The sequence below is a fragment of the Streptomyces sp. NPDC046939 genome, assembly GCF_040644575.1.
Taxonomy (GTDB): domain Bacteria; phylum Actinomycetota; class Actinomycetes; order Streptomycetales; family Streptomycetaceae; genus Streptomyces.
The window spans coordinates 147,278-166,035 of the sequence record NZ_JBEYWV010000006.1 but is presented as its reverse complement, the minus strand read 5'-3'; the positions used below and the strand labels follow the sequence as shown (position 1 = coordinate 166,035).

The window sequence follows — 18,758 nt, the reverse complement described above, 5'->3', positions numbered from 1 at the left end:
CTGCGCCTGCGGTGCGGACAGCAGTGTGTGGTCCAGCCGAGGGTGCCCCCCCTGATGATCCTCGTGGAGTCGTTCCGTTTAGGCTTTCCGCTGACCCCGCTCCACGCCAGGTGGCTGCGGGAGGTTCTGGAGGTGGAAGGCCGATGCCCGAGCAGGCTTCGGCGTCCCACGCCGTTCCCGTCAGTCGTCTGCACTTGGTGCCCGACGAGGAGGCCGAGGCCGACCGGATGGGGGCGGTGCGCCGCTACGACATCCTCGACACCCCGCCCGACGGCGCGTTCGACCGGGTGGCCGCGCTGGCGGCCCGCCTGTTCGACGTTCCCGTGGCGACGGTGACGATCGTGGACGAGGATCGGATCTGGTTCAAAGCCACACACGGCCTGGACGGAGTCAGCGAGATCGGCCGCGACCCGGGCCTGTGCGGCTCGGCCATCCTGCGCGACGACGCACTCGTCATCCCCGACACCCTCCTCGACGACCTGGCCTGCGGCAACCCGCTGGTCACCGGGCCGCTCGGCGTGCGGTTCTACGCCGCCGCGCCGATCACCACCGTGGACGGGCACAAGCTGGGCACCGTCAACGTCCTGGACACCAGGCCCCGCTCCATCACCTCGGAGCAGACCGCCACCCTGACCGACCTGGCGGCGATCGTGATGGACGAGCTGGAGCTGCGCCTGTCCGCGCTGGGTACGGTGCGCCAGGAACAGCGGATCGCGGAGGCGGAGCGGGCAGCCCGGGAGCAGGCGGAGAGGGACAAGGCGGCGATCGCCGCCTTCGCCTCCACCCTGCAGCGCACTTTGCTGCCGCCGGCGCTGCCGACGGTGCCCGGCCTGGAACTGGCCTGCCACTACCACGCCGCCTCGGTGCACGACGTAGGCGGAGACTTCTACGACGTCTTCCCCCTGGCCGACGACAAGTGGGCCTTCTTCCTCGGTGACGTGTGCGGCAAGGGCGCCGAAGCCGCCACCATCACCTCCCTGGCCCGCTACACCCTGCGGGCCGCCGCCCAGCACACCGCCGACCCCGTCGCGGTGCTGGAGGCACTGAACAGCGCCCTGCTGGCCGATGTGTGGGCGGGCAGCCGGTTCTGCACGGCCGTCTTCGCCACCCTCAGCCCGTCCCCGGCCGGGGACTTCACGGTGGAGCTGGCCACCGGTGGGCACCCCCCGGCCTACCACCTGAGCCCCGCACCGCCACCAGCCGGGCCCACCGCGCCCACGCGGGTGGAAGCGGTCCACCCCGCGGGCGGCATGCTCATCGGAGCCTTCCCCGGCGCCCGCTTCGCCTCCACCACCCTGCACCTCGGTGCCGGACAGGCCCTGCTCCTCTACACCGACGGCCTGACCGAGGCACACACCAGCGCCGCTTCCCGCCTCGGCGAGGACGGGCTGGCGGCCTTCCTCACCGCTCGCCCCGCCTCGTGCGGAGCGACACAGTTGATCAAGGACACCGTCGGCCTGCTCGACGCGCTGCCCCAGGGCGCCCGCGACGACGTCGCCCTGCTGGCCCTGTCCGTCCCCACCCCCGACCAGGATCCCGCACTCACGGGGGCCGGATCCAGCGCCCACACCACCGCAGCGCCCGCCGACGAGGAGCGCTGACCGCCGTGAGCGACGACATCGAGCTGGTGCTGACCGCGGCCCCCGGTCCCGCAGCCATCGCCACCGTCACCGGGGAGATCGACCTGCACACCGCACCCGGGTTGCGCACCCGTGCGCTGGAGCTGATCGACCAGGGCCACCACCATCTGATTCTGGACCTGTCCGGGGTGGGCTTTTGTGACTCCGCCGGCCTCAGCGCGCTGATCGGCATCTGGCACGGCACCCAGGGCGCCGGCGGCTGTCTGGCCCTGGCCGCGGTCCCCGACAGGCTGATGCGCATGCTCACCCTCACCGGCGTGGACAGCGTCCTGCCCCACTACCCGACCACCGCCGAGGCGCTCGTCGCCCACCAAGGCGCCCCCGACGTGGCCTGAACCGTCCCCGCCCCACCGCCAATGGCCCCCTTGACACCGTGACCCGTACCGAGCCCGACCGCAGTTTCGTTGATTGCCTAGACGGGCGCCGGCCGGGACCGGTCGCCCGTGGGGTCCAGGCGGACGACGATGCCCTTCGACGTGGGCTGGTTGCTCATGTCGGCGACGCTGTCGAGCGGCACCAGGACGTTCGTCTCCGGGTAGTAGGCGGCGGCCGAGCCCTTGGCCGTCGGGTAGGACACGACCTCGAAGTCCTCCGCCCGGCGCTCGGTGCCGTCCTCCCAGACGCTCACCAGGTCCACCCGGTCACCCTGGGCGAGGCCGAGTTCGGACAGGTCGGCCGGGTTGACCAGGACGACGTGGCGGCTGCCGTGGATGCCCCGGTAGCGATCGTTGTTGGTGTACGGGACGGTGTTCCACTGGTCGTGCGAGCGCAGGGTCTGCAACAGCAGGTGCCCCTGGGGGGCCTGGGGGACCACCCGCTCATTGCAGGTGAACCGGGCCTTGCCGGTCTCGGTCCTGAACACGCCCTCGTTGACCGGATTGGGCAGCTGGAAGCCTCCCGGACGGGCCACGCGGGCGTTGAAGTCGTGGAAGCCCGGCACGATCCGGGAGATGCTGTCGCGGATGGTGTTGTAGTCGCCTTCGAAGTTGGCCCAGGGGATGTCGCCCACGCCGTCGACGGTCAGCCGGGCGAGCCGGCAAAGGATGGCGACCTCGCTCAGCAGCGTGCGCGAGGCCGGTTCGAGCCGCCCCCGGGTGGTGTGCACCTCGCTCATGGAGTTCTCGACGGTGAGGAACTGCTCGCCATCGGCCTGGACGTCACGCTCGGTGCGCCCGAGTGTCGGCAGGATCAGGGCGGTGTCGCCGCAGACGGTGTGCGAGCGGTTGAGTTTGGTGGAGATGTGGGCGGTCAGCCGGCATGACCGCATCGCCTTCTCGGTGACCTCGCTGTCGGGCGCCGCGCGCACGAAGTTCCCGGCCAGGGCGAGAAAGACCTTGATGCGGCCCTCCAGCATCGCCTTGATCGAGTTCACCGAGTCCAGGCCGTGCGGGCGCGGGGGGTCGAAGCCGAACTCCTTCTGCAGGGCGTCCAGGAAACTGTCCGGCATCTGCTCCCAGATGCCCATGGAGCGGTCGCCCTGGACGTTGCTGTGGCCGCGCACCGGGCAGGCGCCCGTGCCCGCGCGTCCCAGGTTGCCGCGCAGCATCAGGAAGTTGACGATCTCCCGGATGGTGGGCACGCCGTGCTTGTGCTGGGTGATGCCCATCGCCCAGCACACGATGACGCGTTCGCTGCCCAGGACCTCGTCGCGGACCTTCTCGATCTCCTGACGGGTCAGTCCCGTCGCCGCGCGCACGTCGTCCCAGTCGACGGTGCGGGCGTGCCGGGCGAAGTCCTCGAAACCGGAGGTGTGGTCGTCGATGAAGCCATGGTCCAGGACGGTGCCGGGAGACGCGTCCTCCGCCTCAAGGAGCAGCCGGTTCAGTGCCTGGAACAGGGCGAGGTCCCCGCCCGGCTTGATGTGCAGGAAGCGGTCGGCGATCTGGGTGCCCCGCCCCATGACGCCGCGCGGCTTCTGCGGATTCTTGAAGCGCCGCAACCCTGCCTCCGGCAGCGGGTTGACCGCCACGATGCGGCCGCCGTTGCGCTTGGCCTCCTCCAGGGCCGAGAGCTGCCGGGGGTGGTTGCTGCCCGGGTTCTGCCCCACCAGGAAGATCAGGTCCGCGTGGTGGAGGTCGTCGAGACTGACGGTGCCCTTGCCGACGCCGAGCGTCTCATTCAGGGCGAAGCCGCTGGACTCGTGGCACATGTTGCTGCAGTCCGGCAGGTTGTTGGTGCCCAGGGCCCGGGCGAAGAGCTGGAAGACGAAAGCGGCTTCGTTGCTGGCCCGGCCGGAGGTGTAGAAGACCGCCTCGTCGGGCGTGTCCAGTCCCTTGAGTTCCTGCGCGAGTACGCCCAGGGCGTCGTTCCAGCCGATGGGCTCGTAGTGGTCCGATCCGGGTCGTTTGATCATCGGCTCGGTGAGTCGGCCCTGCTGGTTGAGCCACATGTCGGAACGGGCGGCCAGATCGGACACGCTGTGCTCACGGAAGAAGTCGGCGGTGATCCGGCGCGTCGTGGCCTCGTCGTTGATGTGTTTGGCGCCGTTCTCGCAGTACTCGTTGCGATGGCGCCGGCCCGGGGCGGGGTCGGCCCACGCGCAGCCGGGACAGTCGATCCCGCCCACCTGGTTCATGGTGAGCAGGTCGACCCCGGTTTTGCGCGGGGAGGTCTGCTCCAGGGAGTACTCCAGCGCGTGCACGACGGCGGGGACGCCGGCCGCCCACTTCTTCGGCGGTGTCACGGAGAGGGAGGTCTCCGGCTCCCGACCGGGTGGGTTCTGCATCGTTTGGCCTCTCTCTTGCCGTGTGCGGAGTCTCTTGCCATGTGCGGAGGGACGGGTCAGCCGACGGGCCACTGGGCGACACGGCTCCTGGGCGGTTCCGGCGTGTCGTGCTGGACGCGGCCGTTGCGGATGGTGCCGCGCCAGGCGCCGCCCTCCTGGCCGAGCCCCTCGATGAAGTGCTTGAAGCGGACGAGTTCGGCGCGCACCAGCCGGACGACCGGCCCCGTGAGCCGGGGGGAGCGGGTGAGGACCTTCGCGGCCCCAGGCGGTCGCAGGAGCACCCGGACCGTGATCGTGGTGCCGTCGGGCCCTACGGGCCTGAACTCGGCCTCGCCCTCGTGGGTGGGGTGCTGCCCCAGGCCACGCCAGGCCAGGTAGGCGTCGGGGTCCTGCTCCACGATCTCGACCGGGAAGCGGTGGCGCAGTGGGCCGTAGCCGACGGTCCACGCGGTGACGGTGGGCCTGACCTGCTCGACCTCGCGCACCACGGCCGAGAAGCGCGGGAACGTCTTGAACTGCGTCCACTGGTTGTAGGCCGTACGGACCGGCACCGCGACCTCGACCGTCTCCTCGACGTGCCACGCACGCAGCGGACGTCGGCGTGTGACGCCGTCGCCGTCGGTGTGTCCGTCGTCCTCTTCGTGCGCCATCGTGGTCCTTCTTCCGGTGAGCAAGCCAGGGGATCCGGGCACCCGTCCTCCCCACATGGGTCAGGTCATCCCTTCTGGTTCCCCGATCCCGGGTTTCGAGTCACCCCGACCGCACCGGTGTCCCCGGGCGTGGGTCCGGCCGCGAGAGGAGCACCGGACCCCAGGTACCGAAGGGAGCGCCGCTCACGGGTTTCTCCCGTTCCCGGCAGACACCTCCAGCTTCACCCCTGGACCCGGCCCTCTGCCACTCACCACGCCCCAACAGGGAGGCGGAATCCCCCGCATCCCGCTGCGGTACGAGCACGGCGTACTCGCCGGGGCGGTGGTGCGGGTGAAGCCGCGTATCGCCGCTGCGACCAGGTCCGGCGGCCTGCGCTGCCGCACGGGCCAGGTCAGCACGTCTTGGGAGAGGAGAGTTGCAACCGAGCCGGTGAAGGAGAGGAAGCCGTGGACGGCTCCCTCGACGGGGAGGTGCTGAACCGGCACGGCGGCGTCGGCCAGCCTGCGGGCGTAGTGGTCGCCCTGATCGCGCAGGGGGTCGTTCTCGGCGGTGGCGATGACGACGGGAGCCAGTCCGGACAGTTCCTTCGAGCGTGCGGGCGAGACCAGCGGGTCGGCTCCCCAGAACCACGCGAGGTAGGCACGGGAGAGGACCGGGCACCTGGAGCGTGATGCGGGGTCCCCCGCAGCGCAGGGACTCCTGTGCGAGAACCGCGGCAAGGTTGCCGCCGGTGCTCTCGCCGAACACGGCGATGCGTTTCCCGTCGCCCTCGAAGCCGGGAGCTTTGTCCGCGATCCTCAGGCCAGCGCGGCCTAGGCGTCGTCGATCGCGGCCGGGAAGCGGTGTTCGGGTGCCAGCCGGTAGCCGACGGAGACCACGGTGTAGGCCGGGCGGACCAGCAGCAAGGATCACTTGGGGTTGCTGTCCTGGTGACGGCGAACTCGCACAGGTCCATGAGGCGGCCCGCGCGGACGTGCTCGCGGGTTTTCGGCGCGCCGTATCAGGGTGTGTCAGTCGCTGGGTGGGTCCGTGGTCTTGCGTGCGCAGGGGAAGGTGTCCGGTGCCGTGCCCCAGGTCGTGCGGTTTTGCCGGTCGGGCAGGATGCCGCAGCTGAGGAGTGTGGACGGGGTGCCGCGAGGCTGGGTGATCTCTCGGATGTAGACGGCCTTGTCGGGCGGGTACTTGTTCTTGGCGTCCAGTTGCAGCACGCCCGAAGCACCGGGGTATTGGGACACGCCGTGGGCGGTGAGCCACAGGTAGATGTCGTTGGGCTGGACGTTCGGGGAAGCCGGGAGGAGATTCTCGATGACCTTGGAGACGATGCCGACGGTGTCGAAGCCGCCGGCGGCGTCGGCGTCGGCGCTCACGCGTCCGAAGACGGCTGCGAAGTCCCGGGTGAACTGGGCGTATGGGTCCCGCGGGTCCGGCGTGGGGGCATTGGTGGTCTCGTAGAAGAGTGTCATGTACGGATAGGTGCGTGCCGTGCGGGCGGGGTGGAGCTGGAAGTCGATGGGGGCGCTTTCGGCGATCAGGGGAATGGTGGTGCCTTCCGGTGGCTGACACTGACCGCCGACGCTCTGCATGGCGTTGAGGAGGCTGGGCAGCACGCCCGACCGTCCGAGGTAGACGACCATGCCGTGTGTCGCGGAGACCTTGTTGCACACGTCGGTGGCGATGCTGTCCGGTGTGGTGGCTCCGGGCTTCTCGCTGTAGGTCACCTGGTCGACGCCGCCGTATCGCTGGTAGGCGCGCAGGAAGACGTTTTTGAGGTCCGTGCTGAAGGAGGTGTCGGTCGGGTCGTAGACGACGACGGCGTGGGGCTTGCCGCTGGTGAGGCGGCGGACTTCGGGGGAGTGGCGGACGAAGTCGGCGAAGACGGGCCCCAGGCGCGTGTCGGGTGCCGAGATCTGGAAGTAGCGCTGCGGGGAGTCGGGTCCGATCATGGTGTTGCCGGACACGCCGTTGGCGATGACCGGGATGCTGGCCCGGTCAAGTTCCTGGACCGCTCTCAATGACTGGGGGCGGCTCTGCGTGATGCCGATGACCGCCGCGATGTGCTCTTCGCGCCGGCGGTTGATGATCATGCGCGCGACGTCCGGGGCCTTCGGTGCTGCGTCGTTGCGGGCGCCGTACCGGAAGTATTGACCGGTGTTGGCGATGAGCAGGCGGATGGGCATCTTGTTCTGGCGGACGCCGGTGTTCAGCTTGTGCTGCCGGGCGATCGCGCCGCGCAGCATCTGCAGGCCGAGCGGGGGGTCGTCGTACACACCCTTCTGCAGACTCAAGGGTGCGAGAAAGACCAGGGTGCGGTAGCGCCCGTCGGGGATCCGGGCGTTCTCGTCGGCCACCTGGCGCTCCAGGTCACGCAGTTCCTTCCCGGCGTCTGCGGGGGCGGCCAGATCGCACTGTTTGCCGTCGGTGACACCGACACGCTCACCGGTGCCTACGGTGACGCACGAAGGTGGTGCTGGACGCGCGGCTTCTGGCTCGTGGGACACGGGGGTCAGGTAGAAGGCGGCGGCCGCGAGGGCCAGGGCAGGCAGGATCGAGGGACGCATCCAGTCCAGTGGGTGGTCCTTGCGTGCCGTGACGCCCGTGCTGGTCTCGACCCTGTTGCGTGCCGTGCCCTCGGCGTCGTCCTGGGCCGGCAGCGTGACCAGGCGTACGGGTTCAGGGCTGTCCTGGCTGAGGATGGCGAAGACCTTGTCGGCGATGCCGTTCGGCCGGTCGAGGTCGACGCCCAGCGGGACGGCGTAGTCCGGCGGTGGTCCGGCGCAGCCGGCCAGGACGAGCAGCGGCCGGGACGGGTGGTCGCCGGCCAGTTCCGCGAACGCGCTGAGAAACGACCGGCCGGGTCCGTCCGTTGCTTCGATCTCGGGGATGAGGACGACGAAGGACCACCGTCGCCGGGCCCGCAGGTGGCTCAGCCGGGTCCTGCCCCGCGTCGCCGCGCGGAGGTCGTCCAGCAGGGCGCGGAGCAGGATGTGCCGCACGAGCGGGTCCTCGGCGTCCATCTCGCCGTCCCGGCAGAAGGCGAGAGCGGCGTCCAGGAAGTTGGCGCTGCGGCAGTCCGTCGCCACCCACCGCAGGCCCCAGTGCCGCAGGAAGAACCGGTAGGCCAGCTTGGGAACGCCGACGAGCACGGGGGCGACGAGCCATTGCAGCCATCCGGTGACGATGTGCTGTCCCAGGAAGTCCGCCACGTACGCGGCGGCGTTGAGCGCCCGGTGCCGCTTGAGGAGTTCCGCGTACAGGCTGTCGACGATGGGCTGCTGCTGGGACCGCAGGTCTCCCGTGCCGCGCTCCGACTCCAGCACGGCTCGGCAGGTATGGAAGGCAGGCAGCCGCAGTCGCCCTGAAAGCATGGTGAGCTGAAACCGCAACGCCACTCGGTCGACCGCCACGAGGAAGCCGCCGCCGGTCAGTTCTGCGTCGTCAACGACCGCGTGCGGAACCTGACCACGTCCTCCCGCCAGTCGGTGCTCGTACTCCCGGATGACATAGGCGGGCCATCGAGAATCACCGCCGTCCTGCCTGTTGAGCACGAGAGCGGGCACGCGCTCGGCGCCGCCCCTCAGGGCCGCGAACCGGTCGAGCTGGCGTATCAGGCGGTCCGACCACCGGGGGTAGGCCGGTGTCGAGTCCACGGGGGCGGGAGAGTTGGGCACGCGGAACCTCCCCAGGAAGAAGTAGAGGCAACATGCCACGAACACTTGACCCGCAAGTACCTCGTGTCCGGCAGTGGTCTTTACTGCCCGGTTCAGGTCATTCAGGCGTCGGAGGGTGGCAGATCGGTGCTGCCCGGGTTCCGCACCTCGACGACAGGCGCAGTGCGGCCCGCAGTCCCGTGAACGGGCACGTCCAACAGATGCCTGACCGTGCGGACGGTCGAGCCCCGATCGGTTGTGGTCCGGCGTGGTCGGTGCGAGCGCGGCAGTGAGGCCGGAAGACGGGTCCACCGCGAAGCCGATGGCCTCACGGGCTCCGGCGCCTACTGCTGCCCATGGCGGCACGGGCTCGCTCTTCGCCCTGCCTCGCGTACGCGACGAACGGGACTGGCCCGGCCGCGGCTGCTCACGGCGTAAGTCGGCCGTGTCAGCCGGTGAGGCCGTTGCGGTAGGCGTGGATGACGAGTTGGACGCGGTCGCGGGCGTCGGGCTTGGTCGGCCGGTGGGGGACGCGGGTCTTCACCGTGCCCGCGCCGATGTACAGCCGGACACCATGGGCGAGGGCTTCGACCTCGCCCTGAGCCCTTCTGTAGAAGTGCCGACCAGAGGCGTTGTGCGGTCGGTCAGCCCATGTCCGTCAGGAGGGCGTTCAGTTCCGTCTCCTGCTGGGCCGGCGGCATCGGCGGGTTCGAGTGATCGATGCCGAAGGTCCCCAGCACCTTGTCCATCTGAGCGTCGATCGAGGTCCAGCCGGTCTGGTCCAGTGGCTGCAAGGAGGCCTGGTCGGCGTCCCACAGGTCACGCAGCGACTGGGCGGCGGCGTGCGCGCCCTTCGCGTTCCCCGCGCGTGCGTCCTTGAGCGAGGTGGAGGCGAGGTTCCTCAGCGCGGAGACCTTGGCAGGCGGGAACTTCTTCACCGCCTCGCCCGGGGCCATCCGGACGGCGGAGGTGTTGTCCTCCTCCGGCGCCGGACCGGTGTGCGGCTGGCCGTGGGCCCAGATCAGCAGACCCGTGGTCGCGACGGCGAGGAGTCCGAAGCCGGCCAGCGCGACGCGCTCCTTGCGCAGGTCACCGGTGGCGTGTTCGGCATGAGCCGCCTCGTGGGTCCCGGCCACGTCCGAACGCGTCACGGTCAGGTAGACCACCGTCGCCAGGATAAGACCGAGGAAGATCAGGCTGGTGGTGAAGGTGCCCAGCGCGAGACCCGTCGGCTCGCCCGGCTGAGCGACTTTCGGGGATGCGAGCCAGTCGCCGATGTTGGCGCCCAGCGGGCGGGTCAGGATGTAGGCGAGCCAGAAGGACAGCACCGGGTTGGCGCCGAACTTCCACAGCAGCGTGATCGCCGCGATGAGGCCGAGCGGCAGCAGCACCGAGGCACCGGGGCTCCAGCCGGTCAGCTCGAGGGTCCAGTCGCCGGTCGCGGTGCCGAGCGCGAAGGTGACGAGCACGGCGAGCCAGTAGAACGACTCCCGCGGCAGTGTCGTGACCGAGTGGATCGACAGAGTGCGCTCGCGCAGCCACCACACGCCGAAGACCACGGCGAGCAGGATCGAGAACACGGCGGAGCTGCTCCACAGCGGCACGTTGAGCTGGTCGGTGAGGATGTCGGTGTACAGGGTGCCCGTGACGCTGACAACGACCACGGTCAGCCAGTACGGGAAGGGAACGTACCGCTTCAGCCGCAGTTGGGCAGCCAGGACCACCACGAACACTGCGGTGAAGATCCAGGCCGTGTTCACCAGGCCGACGCCCAGCTTCATGTTGATCCAGTCGGCGAAACTCTCACCGACGGTCGTGCACAGGATCTTGATCACCCAGAACCAGATGGTGACCTCGGGAACCTTGTTGAGCATGAGACGCCCGCTGCGCATGGGTGCTTCCGTTGTCGTTGTCATGCGGGGAGACTCGCGCGAGGAACCTGCACATAACCTGACTACGTGGCCGCACGCGCTGCCGGGAGTGTCACCTCGACGTGACCGCGGCCGTCCGCGATCGCGCGGACCTCCGCACCGGCCGAAGCGGCGATACGCCGGACCACCGGCAGCCCCAGGCCGTACCCGTCGCCGCCGGTCACGCCCGCTTCGAAGACGCGGTCGACGTCCACGGAATCGAATCCGGGTCCGTCGTCCAGGACATCGACCACGACGGCCTCGCCCTCGATGCGCGCGGTCATCCACACACGTGACCGCGCATGCCGCAGACCGTTGTCCAGCAGAGGTGACAGCAGCGCCACGGCGACGTCGGCGGCCACCGCGACCTCGACCTTCGAGGGGAAGGCGACTTCGACCGCACGGCTGGCGATCGCCTGACGTGCGACGGAGCGCAGATCGCACCGCTCGCCGGTGGCTGTTCTTGTGCGCGCGGCGCGCAGAAGCGTCGTGATCGCCGTATCGAGGCGGTCGACCTCGCGCAGCACCGCCTCCGGCGGCACCGGCTCACCGGACAGCTGCGCCAACTGCGCCTCGGCCCGCAGGACCGTGAGCGGCGTCCGCAACTCGTGGGCGATCTCGTCCGTGAGTCGGCGCTCGTCCGCCAGCGCGGTCTCGACGCGCTCCAGGAGATGGTCCAAGGTCCGCCCCAGTTCCCCGAACTCGTCGCGAGGAACCCCCAGGTCGAAGCGGCGGCCAGGTTCGTGGTGGCCCCATTCGTCGGCGAGGGCGGCCATCTCGTGCACGACCCGCAGCGCGCGGCGGACCACGAGGTGTGCGACACCGCCGGCGAGGAGGATCGCGAGGCCGCCGAGTATCAGCGACAAGGTCAGGCCGCGCTGCTCGGACGTCTCGTAGGGCGTGAGGTCCACCCGGACGATCACCATGACGTCGTGGCTGTGGGTAGGGACCTGCCTTGCGTACAGGAGGTGATCGCCGAGCGTCACCGTCTGCGATCGCCCCGAGTCCGCCATCTCCTCGACGCGACCGACCATGCTTGTCGGCACGTTCCCGTCGATCAGGCGGCCGTCGGCATACACCCAGGCGACCTCGTCCAGCGCCTCGCTGCCGTTCTCCGTCAGTACAACTCGGCCGCCTTCGACGGTGACGTTCGCCGCGACCGCCTCGGCGCGCGTGCGCGCCAGATCGCGCGCGTCGGCGTCCGTCACCCGGCTCAGCAGGACATGGGAGATCACGATCATGATCGCGACCACGGCGGTGGCGATCAGCACGGTGAGCGCGACGACCCGCTGACGAAATCCCGTCACTGCCATCGGTAGCCCACGCCGCGTACGGTCGCCAGACGCTCGGCCACACCCAGCGGAGCGAGCTTTGCCCGCAGCCGGCGCACATAGGAGTCGAGGGTGTTGTCGCTGACCTTCGCCCCGTGCGGCCAGCCGGCAGCGGTCAGGGCATGGCGGCGTACCGCGTCGCCTTGGGAGGCGATCAGGCGGCCCAGAAGCCGGAACTCGGTCGGAGTAAGGCTCATGCTCACCGACTCATAGGTCACCACGTGCTTTGCCGGATCGAGGACGACATCCTGCGCCGCGGGCGCCGCAGTGGACCGGCGCAGCAGCGCCCGGACGCGGACCAGCAGCTCCGGGATGTCGAAGGGCTTGGTCATGTAGTCGTCCGCGCCGGCCTCGAACCCGCCCACCTTGTGATGCAGGCCGTCCAAGGCGGTGAGCATCAACACCGGCGCGTCGACGCCGCGCGCCCGCAGGGCCACGCACAGATCCCGTCCGTCGGCGTCCGGGAGCCCGAGATCCAGGACGAGGAGACGAGGTGCCGGTTCGAGCTGCCGCAGCAGACTCTCGGCCGTGGCGGCGACAGCGACGGTATGGCCATCGTGCTCCAAGGCGCGTTTGAGGACGCCGCGGACCGCTGCGTCGTCTTCGCACACCATGATGAAAGCCACGCGCTGACCCTAGACACTCCCGTCCCGGTTCTCCATTCACCCTGATCAGACCCCGATAGTCAGACGAATCCCCGTCTGAGGGGAGGGGCGTCGCGCGGAAGGGAGGGGTGCGTGAGCGGGTACTGGGTGCGGCGGGGCCAGAACAAGACGTAGGCCGCCGTGGCGAGGACGAGGGCGAGCCGGACGAGGCCGCGTGCGGGGTACGACGGAATGCACAATTCCGCGCCGTACAAGGCGACGAAGGCGGTCCAGCTGACCCACGGCACGCGGCGGTGCTCGCCGATCACGTCCCAGATCAGGGTGCCAACGAGCACCGAGGCGTTGTAGTACGAGTGGACACCGGGATCCAGCAGAATACGAGCGTCCACGCCCAGCAGGACCACCGCAGGCCAGCGTCGGCGGCGGACGGCCAGGGCGCCCAGGGCGACAGCCAGAAGCATGTGCGCGGGCCGGTCCCACCAAGGGGTGCTGGGGGCGTGAACCCCCAGCCAGCGCAGTGCGGAAGCCGGGTGATTGAGGATGGTGAACCGAGCTGCGGCTGTGCTTCCCGGATGCGAGAGGTAGAAGGGCAGCCACGCGACGGCGACCAGAGCGGTGACGATTGCGGCGGAACGCAATCGTGCGGTTCGAGGAAGGACGAGCAGAAGAGGAAGGAAGCCGGCGGCCCAAGGCTTCGAGTCGATGGCCAGGGCAAGCAGGATTCCGACTGCGTCGGCGTGCCCGCGGACCAGTGCGTGTACGGCGAAAGCGGTGAAGAGCAGAGCGAGGACATCGTCGAGGTGTCCGAAATACACCGAGACATCTACCCACGAATACACCGAGACATCTACCCACGCCGGGGCGAACGCGGCTCCAGCGATCAGCAGACTCCGCTGCGGGCGATGAAGGTCGATGCCAGTGTCACGGCAGTGATGAGCAGCGGTGCGGCTGAGCAGAACGAGGATGCACAGGCCGAGGCCGCACATGAACGCGTCCGCGAGTTCCTCGCCGACGTGGAAGCAGAACGGTGCGAACGCCGTGGCGGCCAGAAAGCTGACCGGACCGATCTGAAGCTCCGGGTGGCTGGCGTACAGGGCGAGCCCGCCCCCGGGTGCACCATCGACGAGCAGTTGCTCGCCGGTCCGGAAGTAGTGCCAGGAGATTGCCGGATGGAGCTCGGCAGTGGGGATCCATACGGCCGCCCATCCCGCGACGACGAGATACTGCCAGAGCGGTGGGATGCGACTGATCCGTCCAGCGGAAAGCAGGTTCCTGGACTTCTCGCGCCGCTCGTGCCAGTCTCGCATTTCCCTCCAGCTGGCGAGCGGGGGTTCGCCGCCCCGGACCATCCTGGCCTGCGACTGCGCACCCTGGAGGATGTGTTCGCTTACGCCCAGGCCGAGAACGTTCAACTGCGCTTGGACGCCTGTGGACAGACACCCTCAGGCCAGGGCGGATGCACGACGCAACCGCCGCCCGCACGGTCGGGATCAGCAGATGCTTCGAACGCTTCGACCTCGTCCAGGTCTTCCTCGACGACGGCTACCTCGGCCTGGGACGGGATCACCCGGGCCAGGCCCTCACTCCACCGCGCAAACTACGGCCGGGCGCGATACCACCCTTCGGCGAAGCCCGAGCACGCCAAAGGCATGACCACTCCGCTTGCCGCATCACCGTCGAACACGCCCTCGCCGACCACAAACGCTGGAAGCAACTGACGCGTTGGACCCATCGCCGCGACCGCCTGCCCGACACCTACCGTGCCATCGCGACCCTCGTATCCGCCCGCACCGCCACCGCCTGAGGAAGACGCTCAGCGGGACAAACACGTCCCCACCGCTATCACGCACCAACTCGTTGGCCCGCCTCCGGCGACCGGGAGAACCAATCGCTGGATCACTACCTTGAAGCGCTCAGTGCCTGGACCGATGACATGGACGGCTACTTCCGCAACCGAGGAGAACCGATCCCGGACCGCCCGGACTGGAACCTGATCGCCAGCATGCTGAGGGCGGCCTGCTTCTACGAATGAAGATCCAGTCTTCGATCTCCGTATCGAGCACCGTCGTCTGCGGGAAGGGTTGCGCTGTGCGTTCACCGACCCGGGGTGTCGTCGAGCGGTCGTCCATCTGCCGTGGCGGTGGGGGAGGTGGCGGCGGCGATGTGTCGCTGATCGAGGAGTTGAGGGCGCGGGTGGCTGCGGCCCGGGCAAGGGTGGAAGCGCTTGAGTCGCAACTCGCGCAGTGGAGGCCGAGCGCGAGGTGCGAGACGGTGGCTCAGGTGACAGCGGAGATCTCCGCCCGGAACACCTCCGACACCACGGAGGCGGAGAAAGGCGGTGAACGTCGCGCCCGTGCGGTAAGTGGGGCCGATCATGGTGCCGCCATGGACTCACCGGCCGGCCAGGGAGAGCACCGAAGGACAGTTGCCGGCAGTGCCGCCTGCATGTCCGGGCAGGCTCGCGGCGCCTGCTTGTACGTCATCTGGCGCACTGACCCCACTACAAGTGACGCATTGAACTACACGCGATTGTCACGCTTGGCTGTGCGTGGCCCTCCGGTGAGGTGCCGGGGGCAGAACACAAGTTCAGATCTGAGGGGGGAACATGAGGAAGAACCTGGAGCGGCACGGCGGGATCAGACGTCCGCGGTCCCTGCTGAGTGCGGCGGTCGCCGCCTGCGCGGTCACGACGGTGCTGCCCGCGGCCGCCTCGGCCGGGCCTGGCGTCGCGCGCGGCGGGGGAGCGGGGATCGAGCGGGTCAGTGTTGCGTCCGACGGCACTCAGGGTGATGGCGACTCCACCGGTGCCACCATCAGCGACGACGGGCAGCGCATCGCTTTCCGGTCGCTCGCGAACAACCTCACATCCGCAAGTGCGTCGTACTACAACCGGGTGTTCATGCGCGACCAGCGAACGGGTCAGACCACTATGGCCAGCACCACCAAGTCCCCGAACGACCGCCCGGTGATCAGTGGTGACGGCCAGTACGTCGGCTTCTGGGCGGATTTCCAGAAATACACGGAGACCCACGTGACCACGGTGAGTTCGGGGATCACCATGAAGCTTGCCTGTGCGGGACTCAGCTGCCGACAGCCTTCACTGAGCACGAACGGCCGCTACGTCGCCCACTCCGCCACCTTCGGCCAGCTTCCGACCCGCCAGCGTATCGAGATACAGGACTGGCAGAGCGGCACCTCGCAGTACGTCGCCGAAATACCCAACGCCGCCCTGGCCCGGCCGTCCATCAGCGGCGACGGTCGCTTCGTCGCCTATCAGGACGGCGTGGCGCAGGATGTCTACGTGTACGACCGGACGGACAACACCGTCGACGGCCCGGTCGAAGGTGCGGGTACGGCGGCGTCGCTCGTTCAGATGAGCAGGAACGGCGACAAGATCGTGTACCTCGCGGGCAACGACACCCACGTCCAGGAGGAGAGCACGGGCGCCGAGCAGGTGGTCGCGAACGCGCGGGGCCTGGCCATCGACCCCACCGGACGCTACCTGCTGTACACCCCGCTCGACACGAGCGGGCCGTCCCTCGTACTGCGCGATCTGCGGACGGGCACCGACGAGACCGTCACGGACCAGCCCGCCACGGCCGGTGCCGACTCGGTCAGCGCCGGGGGACGCGACGTGATCTTCTCCTCCAAGGCCGACAACATCGTGCCAGGCGACACCAACGGTAAGGCTGACGTGTTCGTCCGCCGCTTCTACTGATCGGTCACTGCTGCCCATCCCACCGGCCGTTCGGGCCACCACTTCATGGTGATCACCCGTGCCACCCGGCGCATCGTGCGCCCTTTGGGTGAGACAGGGGCTGAGCGGCGCGCCATCACAAGGGGCGGTCACCGTCCAGCCCTTGTTGAACAGGAAGCGGTGGCTGCGGCAGGCGTAATGGTGCCGGCGGTGGTCGACGCCCGGCACGGTGAGCGCGAGGGGGGGAGCGGACATCCCAGGTGTCCGGTACATACGACAGTGGGTAGCGGCCGATGGTGACGCTCTCGCCCTTGGCATGCCGCGTCGTCTGCCACAGCGGCGCGTTCTCGGGGAGGGCGTCGTCATAGTCGGCGCCGTGGCACGCGGACATGGACCCGGCTCCCTTCGGGGCGGCGATGCCCGGCGGCGCCGTTGTCGGCGGTTTTGTCCGCGACGATGCCCAGACCGGTGCCGACGATGGTGGGCACCAGGCGGTTGTCAGGGGGAGGGCCGTGAGCCGGGAGGCGGGGACGGCGGGCATCGAACGACGGTGGCGACAGTTCGGTCAAGGCCGTCCGCGGGCAACTCGACGGTCAGGTCGCAGACTGTGGTGCGCGGCGGGGTCGACCTCGGTCGGCCGCTGGCGGGCCGTACACACCAGATGAGGATCGACGTCCACGCTCGGCACCCGTTCATCGCTGAGGCGGGCGCAGGTCAGGTCGGTGCCCCAACCATTGCCGCGGATCACCAGCGACCGACAGGTGTCCGTACCTGGTCAGCGTAAGACGGCACCTGGTTGCCCAGGCGGCGTCCCCGTACGCGGGGTGGGCGCCCTACGGGACGCTCGGCCCGCCCAGGTACGTGCCGTGCTCGTCGTACGGCCAGGCGTTGGCGCGGCAGCCCTTGAGCCCGTCGATCTGCTGCATCATCGCGGGCGCGGGCCGTCCGGGGCCGGGACAGGTCTCGTGGCCGTGGCCGATCCGGTGTCCGACCTCGTGGTTGACGATCAGCGCGCGGTACTCGTGCAGCGGTCCGGCGAACTGAGGCGAGCCCGTGTTCCAGCGTTTGAGGTTCACGATGACCTGGTCGCCGACGTCGCAGTTGACCTCGCCGCGCGTGTGCAGCCCGGCCGCGCCGCAGATCCGGTCCACCGTGTCCGGCGTCGCGATCTTCACCTCGAAGTCGTACGGGCCCGAGGCGATGAGCCGGAAGCCGTCACGCCCGTTGGCCGTCCAGCCGCGCGGATCTCCCAGAATCGCGTCGATCTCCTTGGCGGCGGCCTCGGCCGAGATCCCCGTACCCTGCTCGACCTGCACTTTGTACCGCCGGATCGTGCCTGTCCCGACCGAGGCGCCGGAGGCGGCGGCCGTGTCGAACGTGCCGGGTCCGCTCGTCGGCCCCGGCGAGTGGGACGCGGGCGCCTTTCCCTTCCGCTTCGGCGGGCTGGTGGGCTCCGGAGACTTCGGCGCCGCACTCATCCCGGGCTCCCTGGTCGCTCCCCTCGCCTCGCCGGACGGACCGGCGGTGCCCTCGTACCCGTAGATCATCAACAGGGTCAACAACGTGATGACCGTGAGCGCGAGCAGACCGAGCAGGCGCGTCCCACGGCTACGGCTACGGCTACGGCTACGGGCACGGGGTCGGCGGCGGCGTGCGGAGGGCTTCTTGGCGTGGCGCATGGCCCCAGGCTTGGAAACCCATGTGATGGGACATGGCGCGTCAAGTCACGGAAGGGTAACGAGCGGAGGGGGCGGGCGGTCAGTAAGACCATTGCGTAACGACTGCCGTCCACGGGCCCCCGCCGCCCCGGGACCGCGCCCCGCACACGCATACTGAACGCATGTCCCGCGTGCTGCTCATCGAGGATGACGACTCCGTCCGCCGGGCCGTCGAACTCGGGCTCAGACGCCAGGGCCACGAGGTCCGCACGGCCATGACCGGGGAGGACGGACTCCTCCGCATGGTCTCCTTCCGCCCCGACGTCCTGGTCCTCGACCTGATGCTGCCGGGGATGGCGGGCCTCGACGTGTGCCGCCGGGTGCGGGAGACCGACCAGTTGCCGATCATCATCGTGACCGCCAAGGGCGACGACGTGGACGTGGTCGTCGGCCTGGAGGCGGGTGCGGACGACTACGTCGTGAAGCCGGTACGGGCCCGGGTCCTGGACGCCCGGATCCGCGCGGTGCTGCGCCGGGCCGACGCTCCGGTCCCGGCGGGTGCGGCCCCCCGCGTCGAGTCGCACGGCTCGCTCTCCATCGACCGGACCGGACTCGCCGTCGCCCGGCACGGCGAACCGGTGCTCCTCGCCCCCTCCGAGCTGCGCCTCCTGCTGACCCTGTCGGCCTCGCCCGGCCAGGTCTTCAGCAGGCAGCAACTCCTCGAAGCCGTCTGGGAGCACAGCTACCACGGGGACATCCGGCTGGTCGACGCCTGTGTGAAGCGGCTGCGCGCCAAGCTGGGGGAGTCTCGCACGGAGCCCCGCTGCGTCGAGACGGTGCGCGGCTTCGGCTACCGCTTCCGTCCGGCGTGAGCGAGGCCAAGGGCGAACGCGC

14 protein-coding genes and 1 pseudogene are annotated in these 18,758 nt (G+C 69.5%); 5 read left to right on the top strand and 10 right to left on the bottom strand.

The window, feature by feature from the left end:
* Positions 1-143: 143 nt before the first annotated feature.
* Together ABZ877_RS08985 and ABZ877_RS08980 are read left to right on the top strand one after the other, a co-directional pair.
* Positions 144-1,601, top strand: coding sequence for a GAF domain-containing SpoIIE family protein phosphatase (locus ABZ877_RS08985; protein ID WP_361066716.1), 1,458 nt, complete (start codon positions 144-146; stop codon positions 1,599-1,601).
* Between the two features lie 5 nt (positions 1,602-1,606).
* Complete coding sequence (locus ABZ877_RS08980) at positions 1,607-1,975, top strand: STAS domain-containing protein (RefSeq protein ID WP_361066713.1); 369 nt, start codon at positions 1,607-1,609, stop codon at positions 1,973-1,975.
* Positions 1,976-2,052: 77 nt separating this feature from the next.
* Here the strand turns inward: ABZ877_RS08980 and ABZ877_RS08975 are convergent, their stop codons facing one another.
* The 9 genes from ABZ877_RS08975 to ABZ877_RS08935 all read right to left on the bottom strand — a co-directional run bounded on the left by ABZ877_RS08975 (position 2,053) and on the right by ABZ877_RS08935 (position 13,921).
* The gene (locus ABZ877_RS08975) at positions 2,053-4,365 is read right to left on the bottom strand and encodes an FdhF/YdeP family oxidoreductase (RefSeq protein ID WP_361066710.1); all 2,313 of its coding nucleotides are present in this window, start codon (positions 4,363-4,365) and stop codon (positions 2,053-2,055) included.
* Between the two features lie 56 nt (positions 4,366-4,421).
* Complete coding sequence (locus ABZ877_RS08970) at positions 4,422-5,015, bottom strand: SRPBCC family protein (RefSeq protein WP_361066708.1); 594 nt, start codon at positions 5,013-5,015, stop codon at positions 4,422-4,424.
* Positions 5,016-5,198: 183 nt separating this feature from the next.
* Positions 5,199-5,735 carry an alpha/beta hydrolase fold domain-containing protein gene (locus ABZ877_RS08965; protein ID WP_361066705.1) on the bottom strand — a complete coding sequence of 179 codons (537 nt, stop codon included), beginning with the start codon at positions 5,733-5,735 and terminating at the stop codon, positions 5,199-5,201.
* Between the two features lie 93 nt (positions 5,736-5,828).
* Positions 5,829-5,921, bottom strand: coding sequence for an alpha/beta hydrolase fold domain-containing protein (locus tag ABZ877_RS08960; RefSeq protein ID WP_361066702.1), 93 nt, complete (start codon positions 5,919-5,921; stop codon positions 5,829-5,831).
* Between the two features lie 105 nt (positions 5,922-6,026).
* Positions 6,027-8,684, bottom strand: coding sequence for a hypothetical protein (locus tag ABZ877_RS08955; protein ID WP_361066699.1), 2,658 nt, complete (start codon positions 8,682-8,684; stop codon positions 6,027-6,029).
* 623 nt (positions 8,685-9,307) lie between these two features.
* Entirely contained in the window at positions 9,308-10,579 is a 1,272-nt protein-coding gene (locus tag ABZ877_RS08950) for a hypothetical protein (protein ID WP_361066696.1), read from the bottom strand.
* Between the two features lie 38 nt (positions 10,580-10,617).
* Positions 10,618-11,886: a HAMP domain-containing sensor histidine kinase gene (locus ABZ877_RS08945; RefSeq protein ID WP_361066693.1), complete on the bottom strand. Its 1,269-nt coding sequence runs from the start codon at positions 11,884-11,886 to the stop codon at positions 10,618-10,620.
* Positions 11,877-12,530: a response regulator transcription factor gene (locus tag ABZ877_RS08940; protein ID WP_361066690.1), complete on the bottom strand. Its 654-nt coding sequence runs from the start codon at positions 12,528-12,530 to the stop codon at positions 11,877-11,879. Before ABZ877_RS08940 ends, ABZ877_RS08945 begins: the two co-directional genes overlap by 10 nt.
* A gap of 59 nt (positions 12,531-12,589) precedes the next feature.
* Positions 12,590-13,921 carry a hypothetical protein gene (locus tag ABZ877_RS08935; RefSeq protein WP_361066687.1) on the bottom strand — a complete coding sequence of 444 codons (1,332 nt, stop codon included), beginning with the start codon at positions 13,919-13,921 and terminating at the stop codon, positions 12,590-12,592.
* On the opposite strand from ABZ877_RS08935, the pseudogene ABZ877_RS08930 reads away from it, so the two are divergent.
* Positions 13,832-14,313: pseudogene (locus tag ABZ877_RS08930) on the top strand (IS5/IS1182 family transposase); the annotation flags it as partial. The gene ABZ877_RS08935 and the pseudogene ABZ877_RS08930 overlap by 90 nt on opposite strands.
* An 801-nt stretch (positions 14,314-15,114) precedes the next feature.
* Positions 15,115-16,227: a hypothetical protein gene (locus tag ABZ877_RS08925; protein ID WP_361066684.1), complete on the top strand. Its 1,113-nt coding sequence runs from the start codon at positions 15,115-15,117 to the stop codon at positions 16,225-16,227.
* A gap of 812 nt (positions 16,228-17,039) precedes the next feature.
* Here ABZ877_RS08925 and ABZ877_RS08920 read toward each other — a convergent pair.
* Positions 17,040-17,885 (bottom strand): DUF3152 domain-containing protein, encoded by an 846-nt coding sequence (locus ABZ877_RS08920; RefSeq protein ID WP_361066681.1) that lies wholly within the window; start codon positions 17,883-17,885, stop codon positions 17,040-17,042.
* 161 nt (positions 17,886-18,046) lie between these two features.
* Here ABZ877_RS08920 and ABZ877_RS08915 point away from each other — a divergent pair, with 161 nt between their 5' ends.
* Positions 18,047-18,736 (top strand): response regulator transcription factor, encoded by a 690-nt coding sequence (locus ABZ877_RS08915; protein WP_361066678.1) that lies wholly within the window; start codon positions 18,047-18,049, stop codon positions 18,734-18,736.
* Positions 18,737-18,758 lie beyond the last annotated feature (22 nt).

Bases quoted from the DNA above. Each gene is read 5' to 3' on its own strand.
- ABZ877_RS08985 (WP_361066716.1), top strand. From the start codon at position 144: ATGCCCGAGCAGGCTTCGGCGTCCCACGCCGTTCCCGTCAGTCGTCTG.
- ABZ877_RS08975 (WP_361066710.1), bottom strand. From the start codon at position 4,365: ATGCAGAACCCACCCGGTCGGGAGCCGGAGACCTCCCTCTCCGTGACA.
- ABZ877_RS08970 (WP_361066708.1), bottom strand. From the start codon at position 5,015: ATGGCGCACGAAGAGGACGACGGACACACCGACGGCGACGGCGTCACA.
- ABZ877_RS08950 (WP_361066696.1), bottom strand. From the start codon at position 10,579: ATGACAACGACAACGGAAGCACCCATGCGCAGCGGGCGTCTCATGCTC.
- ABZ877_RS08945 (WP_361066693.1), bottom strand. From the start codon at position 11,886: ATGGCAGTGACGGGATTTCGTCAGCGGGTCGTCGCGCTCACCGTGCTG.
- ABZ877_RS08925 (WP_361066684.1), top strand. From the start codon at position 15,115: ATGAGGAAGAACCTGGAGCGGCACGGCGGGATCAGACGTCCGCGGTCC.
- ABZ877_RS08920 (WP_361066681.1), bottom strand. From the start codon at position 17,885: ATGCGCCACGCCAAGAAGCCCTCCGCACGCCGCCGCCGACCCCGTGCC.
- ABZ877_RS08915 (WP_361066678.1), top strand. From the start codon at position 18,047: ATGTCCCGCGTGCTGCTCATCGAGGATGACGACTCCGTCCGCCGGGCC.